The organism is Methanobrevibacter sp. (assembly GCF_045586545.1).
In the GTDB taxonomy this organism is placed as follows: Archaea; Methanobacteriota; Methanobacteria; order Methanobacteriales; family Methanobacteriaceae; genus Methanocatella.
The window spans coordinates 1-4,852 of sequence record NZ_JAZNAN010000097.1; the positions used below are offsets into that span (position 1 = coordinate 1).

Annotated in this window: 4 protein-coding genes; all 4 read right to left on the bottom strand. The window is 33.7% G+C overall.

Going from position 1 to position 4,852, the window contains the following annotated elements; all coding sequences use genetic code 11:
• Window positions 1-92: 92 nt before the first annotated feature.
• Window positions 93-1,607 (bottom strand): CDP-glycerol glycerophosphotransferase family protein, encoded by a 1,515-nt coding sequence (locus ACKI3D_RS07435; RefSeq protein ID WP_407393353.1) that lies wholly within the window; start codon window positions 1,605-1,607, stop codon window positions 93-95.
• An 8-nt stretch (window positions 1,608-1,615) separates the two neighbouring features.
• A complete protein-coding gene (locus ACKI3D_RS07440; RefSeq protein ID WP_407393354.1) occupies window positions 1,616-3,994 on the bottom strand; it encodes a CDP-glycerol glycerophosphotransferase family protein in 2,379 nt (792 codons plus the stop codon).
• 237 nt (window positions 3,995-4,231) lie between these two features.
• Window positions 4,232-4,414: a hypothetical protein gene (locus tag ACKI3D_RS07445; RefSeq protein ID WP_407393356.1), complete on the bottom strand. Its 183-nt coding sequence runs from the start codon at window positions 4,412-4,414 to the stop codon at window positions 4,232-4,234.
• 35 nt (window positions 4,415-4,449) lie between these two features.
• Window positions 4,450-4,614 carry a hypothetical protein gene (locus tag ACKI3D_RS07450; protein WP_407393357.1) on the bottom strand — a complete coding sequence of 55 codons (165 nt, stop codon included), beginning with the start codon at window positions 4,612-4,614 and terminating at the stop codon, window positions 4,450-4,452.
• Window positions 4,615-4,852 lie beyond the last annotated feature (238 nt).

Here is a 4,852-nt window from a genome sequence, read left to right on the forward strand (position 1 = left end):
TAATCATTATAACATTTTATAATTATGTTAATTGATATTAATAATATTTTCTAATGATTTAATAGTAAAAAAATAATTAAAAGTGAATATTATTAATTAAAATCAAAAATGTTGAAAATCAGCTCATTAAAAGACCTTTTCTGCTCACGTTCATATAAGTTGTTGAGCAATTTTGATTTAGGTTTAATTTTTAAAATCAGTTCTTCGGATAGTGTTGGGTTTATTGGTGATCTGATAGGGGCAAATTCGACATCATCAGGAACATTATCGAACAAATCACTGTAGTTCTGCTTGATATATTCATTCCAGGTAGGATATGAGATGAAATAGTTCTTATCATCAGTATTTAGACCGGATATCTCTTTCAAAAGTCTTGATATCTTATCATCATCTACATCATCCATTTTGATTAAAACATTTTCTTTTCTGTTTTCATATTTCTTAATCATGCATGCGTTTTTACCGTTGAATACCAGCTCACAAAGGTGTTCAGTTGCATTCAGATTTTCAAACGGACAGTATTGATTTAAGAATTCGCTGTCGTCATAAACTTTAGGGGAATTGATTTCATTTATCAAATCATTGACGTTTTGAACCCTTGGGAAGGGCAGGTCGCTTAAAGGGAAATATGTTCCCCTGTCCTTCATGTATTCGGCTTCATCATAATTGAATAGGATAATCTTATTTTTGGTATTTGCATAATCGAAAAATACGCTTGAATAATCTGTTATCAAACAATCACAGATATTCAATATGTCATATGTCTCAAAACCCTGCGGAAACGCCCGGACATGTCTGAATCTGGAAAAGTCAATCTGCTTTTGGTTGAAGACATGCAGCTTGACAAGCAGAATTTGATTTTCATTAAGGCTTTCATCAATCTTTGATAGATATCTTTCAACATCACTTTTTTGTGTGTCATCCTTTCTTTTAAGCATCAAACCCTTGAATGTAGGCATATAGGCAATGACTTCCTTATCCTTTAAATTTAAAGTATTCTTTAATTCATCTGCTCTTTTTTCATCAAAGAAAACTGAATTTCTAGGATATCCTTCAAATATGATTTTTCCAGGATAAATCTTTTCAACCATATATGAATTGAGCATCTTTTCCATTATGTATTCATTTGGATACAACAGATAATCGCAGGAGAAGAATACCTGCTGGATATTTCCTATTCTGTACTGTTCAGCAATATTGTCCACTCCCATAGTCTTGAGAGGTGTTCCGTGCCATGTATTAAGTACTATCTGACCCGGACGCTTTACATATTTTGGCCTCAACCCTGAATCGGTAATGATGTATTTGGCCTTTTCCATGGTTTTGGTGGCTGAAGACTCCTTTGAAGTGATTTCATCAATCTTAAGTGAATAGTTCTTTTGCAATTCCTTGATTTTTTTGTGAACATTATCCTTGGCATATACAACAATCCTGAAACTGCCGTACTTTCCGGTGGACAGTTCCTCTACAATCCTCAGGATATTTCCTGCAAAGTCATTACCATCCCTTGATTCAACATAGACAAGATTTTCATCAATTTTTTTATGGTAATACGTATTGTAGATATAGCTGTTTATTGCATATTCCTTGATTCTTTTGATGTTCATGTTAATCATTACTTTTCAATAATTGAGTAGAATTCCTCGATTGCCTGAGCGTTATATTCTTCATAGTCGATTGTCAATGGCCTGAAGCCATTTTCCATAAATTCATACAGTCCATTCAGAATTCCCTCTTGTGAGTCTTCAGTGATGTTTCCGCCATATTCCTTCATCCATTGACATGCTGTGATGTCTGTTGCAAGCACCGGAACATCCAATGCATCCGCCTCCATAATCACCATCGGCCAACCTTCGTAAAATGATGAAACGATGAATAAATCGCACTGTTTCAAAATAGGCATAGGATTTGAGATGTCCTTTATCAGTGTAACGTTTTTAGAATGATTCAGAGAATCTACAAGTTCAACGGTATCATCATATAGGACTCCATGTCCTCCGATTATTATAAGTTGGGAGTCTTCATATCTCTCACAGAACTCATCAAATGCCTTCAACAGTCTTTCATGTCCCTTTTCAGGAGAATATCTGCCTATGGTTATGAATTTCTTGCCCGGCCTTTTTAAAACATCCTCAATGTCATTGTTGTAGACAACAGTATGGTCATCCACTTTAACGTGCTCATTTGACCTTTCAATGATGCTTCTGTAATCGTTAATGTTGTGAACTACTATAATGTTATCTCTTCTGCCGCTTATTTTAGCTGTTGAATCAATAAGCCCTGGAGATACTACCGCAACGTGATTGTTTTTTGAATAGACCTCTTTTAGGATATTCAGATTTTGCTTGTTTCTCTTTTCTGCTTCCTGAATCATGTCATTGTGAACCCAAATGGTATTGTTCACGTGTGAATTTGCAAATATCATTGATTCATTGTGATTGTATCCGTCAAAGTCAATCACCGCCTTGAAATCCAATATCTTATACTGCTTGTCAAAAGATCTTTTAAACAGATTATCCAGGGATTTTGGATATTCCATATCATTTGAAGTGAAATATTTGTTATAATCCATTTTCTCTTCTATTGTTGGTGTGAGATTATATCTGAACGGCAGAAACTCGACGCCTTCAGGAATCTTATCGAATACTGTATCATAATTCTCATTGATATATTCATCCCACTGCTTGAATGTCAAATAGAAATTGTACCTGTCCCTGTCAACATTGTCAAGCATGTTGATTAATGAAGAGGTGATGCCGTTATTCATAAGAGAACCGCCGAAGATTAAAATATTTGGCTTGTCATTTTTAATATATTGCTCGGATGAAATCTTATTGCCCTTTAGAATGTGTTCACATATATTGGCTGCGGCATTTTCATTGTCGAATTCACAGAATTCAGATACAAAATCACTGTCATCATATTCAATGTCTGTATTCAAGTTGGCGATTAACTCATCAACACTAGAAGCCTTCGGGAAAGGAAGCTCGGATAACGGGAAATAGAATCCCCTGTATGAGAGATAATCATCCTCATCATAATTGAATATAATTATTTTGCGTCTGGTATTTGCAAAATCGAAAAATACGCTTGAATAGTCGGTGATCAATACATCCGCAAGGTTCAATATATCATAGGTCTCATATCCTGACGGGAATTTAATAATATTATTGAACTTTGAAAAGTCAATCTTGGCTTCGTTGTATGCATGAAGCTTAACAAACATAATCTGATTATCATATAAGTTAGAATCAATTTTGCTTAGAAATCCTTCAATGTCCTCCTTCTGCTTTTCATCATCCCTGTCACCGACCTTGCCCCTGAATGTAGGCATATAGCAGAAGATTTCCTTATCGCCATATCCTAAGCTGTTCTTCAATTCATCTCTTCTGGCTTCATCGAAAAATACAGAATTTCTAGGATAGCCTTCAAAAAGGACCTTGCCTGGAAAGCACTTCTCAATCATGAACGCATTGGTCATCTTCTCGCACATATATCTGTTTGGATATAGGAGGTAATCGGATGAAAGAAGAGGATGCTGGATATGGCCGATTGAAATGATTTCGCCCGGATTGTCCTTTCCCATCAGTTTCAAGGGAGTACCATGCCATGTATTGACAAGGATTTGCCCTTCCTTTTTGATGTATTTTGGCCTTATTCCGGAATCTGTGAAAATGTATTTTGCCCTTTCCAACGCTTTTGTCGCTTCAACTTCATTGGTTATGATCTTGTCAATCTTTAGATTGTAGTTCCTTTTGTATTCCTGAATCTTGGATTTTACGCTGGAATTGGCAAAGACGTTAATCCTGAAATCTCCATATTTGCCGGTTGATATCTCTTCAACTATTCTGAAGATATTGCCTGTAAAGTCGAATCCGTTTCTTGATTCAACATAAATCAGGTTTTCATCAATCTTATTGTCATAATATAAGTCATAGATTGATGAATTGTCCTTGCAATCCTTCAAATTGCGAATCTTTTGCTTAAAGCCCATATCAACCACAATGTCATTTCATGTAATTATAGTGCAAATTCACTAAAAAAATAATTAAAAATTTAAAACTATTAAAATACTTCAATTAATCTTATATTAAACTATTTATATATAGTTTTTCAAAAAAATAGCTAAATTTAAACTATTCATTATAGGATTTCCATTAGATTGGCAAAATTTGAATAGTAATATTCAGTTTCAACATTGAAAAGAGTAAAATCGAGAGAGCAAAACAGCTCACTCGGCAAAAATTCCATCATACTCGACATCCATACCAAGAGTCTTGTATAATGCATACATCAGTTCTTTAGCAGTCAGAGTATTAGGGTCATTTTCCAATTCCCTAGCAATCCTAATTGCTTCTGGATCTGTTATTCTCTTACGGCAATTATATACAGCAGTTTTTGAATTAGTATCCATAGTAACATACCCCTTTTTTGTTAATTGTATATCATTTATGTTTTATTATTTATATACTTTAATAATTCATTGCCATACAAAATATCGTGCATTTTATCGATTATTTCAACATCAACATATCTATTAGAACAATATCTAAATGAAAAAATATAGGCTGCATCTGAAAACATGAATATTTTTCGTTTTAGGCCCTTATCCATCTAACTGCACCACTTCCATTCAATTACAAATGCGATTAGAAAAAATCATCATTGAAAATATATTTAAACTAAGGATATAATAAGTATTTTCCTCTGAACTAATTGTAGAGAATTATAGACGTATACTCCCCATATATATCTAAAAATTGCTGAATTAACTTTTATGAATATGAAAAATCAGTAAAAATCAAAGATGAAAAAAAGTCAGATTTAATGTCTTATTGCAGAGAATTAATCT

What these genes read in the sequence shown, in the direction of transcription:
- ACKI3D_RS07435 (WP_407393353.1), bottom strand. Translation starts at nt 1,607, where the DNA reads ATGAACATCAAAAGAATCAAGGAATATGCAATAAACAGCTATATCTAC.
- ACKI3D_RS07440 (WP_407393354.1), bottom strand. Translation starts at nt 3,994, where the DNA reads ATGGGCTTTAAGCAAAAGATTCGCAATTTGAAGGATTGCAAGGACAAT.
- ACKI3D_RS07445 (WP_407393356.1), bottom strand. Translation starts at nt 4,414, where the DNA reads ATGGATACTAATTCAAAAACTGCTGTATATAATTGCCGTAAGAGAATA.
- ACKI3D_RS07450 (WP_407393357.1), bottom strand. Translation starts at nt 4,614, where the DNA reads ATGGATAAGGGCCTAAAACGAAAAATATTCATGTTTTCAGATGCAGCC.